This window comes from Pseudomonas sp. B3G-3, assembly GCF_028640915.1.
GTDB lineage: Bacteria > Pseudomonadota > Gammaproteobacteria > Pseudomonadales > Pseudomonadaceae > Aquipseudomonas > Aquipseudomonas chlororaphis_I.
This window is the reverse complement of record NZ_JAQZAB010000001.1, coordinates 1-887: the sequence shown is the minus strand read 5'-3', so window position 1 is coordinate 887 and position 887 is coordinate 1. Positions and strand designations below refer to the sequence as shown.

Sequence of the window (887 nt, the reverse complement as noted above, 5' to 3'; positions counted from 1 at the left end):
ACGACTTCGAGAAGCCGCGCCTGCAGCTGGAAGCGGCCTATAAACCCGAGGCTGAAAGCGAAGAACCGGACCTGGAAGACTACGACTACCCGGGCCGTTTCACCGACCGTGCGCGCGGCAAATTCCTCAGCCAGCGCGCCCTCGAACGCCACCGCGCCGACTACCAGCAGGCCGAAGGCTGGGGCGACCAGACACGGCTGGTCAGTGGCCACTTCCTGGAGCTATCCGAGCACCCGCGCAGCGAGTGGAACGACCTGTGGCTGCTGACCCATATCGTCCACGAAGGCAAGCAGCCGCAGGTGCTGGAAGAGTCGGTGACCAGCGACACCACCGACAACAAGGACGACTTCCACCAGGGCTACCGCAACCGCTTCCTCGCCACGCCCTGGCAGGTGTTCTACCGCCCGGCCCTGAACCACCCGAAACCGCGCGTCCTCGGCAGCCAGACCGCGGTGGTCACCGGCCCCAAGGGCGAAGAAATCCACTGCGACCAGTACGGCCGGGTCAAGGTGCAGTTCCACTGGGACCGCGAAGGCAAGGCCGACGACAAGACCAGCTGCTGGCTGCGCGTGTCCTCTAGCTGGGCCGGCGACCGCTACGGCGCCATCGTCATCCCGCGCATCGGCATGGAAGTACTGGTGACCTTCCTCGAGGGCGACCCCGACCAGCCGCTGATCACCGGCTGCCTGTACCACAAGGAACACCCGGTGCCTTACGCCCTGCCGGCGAACAAGACCCGTACCGTCTTCAAGTCCATGAGCTCCCCCGGCGGCGCCGGCTACAACGAACTGCGCATCGAAGACAAAAAAGGCGCCGAACAGATCTTCATCCACGCCCAGCGCGACTGGGACGAGAACATCGAACACGACCAGAAAATCCGCATCGGC

General features: G+C 64.9%; 1 protein-coding gene. It reads left to right on the top strand.

Annotated elements, in window-relative coordinates; all coding sequences use genetic code 11:
* On the top strand, nucleotides 1-887 hold an 887-nt coding region (tssI, locus tag PVZ80_RS00005), incomplete at both ends, for a type VI secretion system tip protein TssI/VgrG (RefSeq protein WP_273863241.1).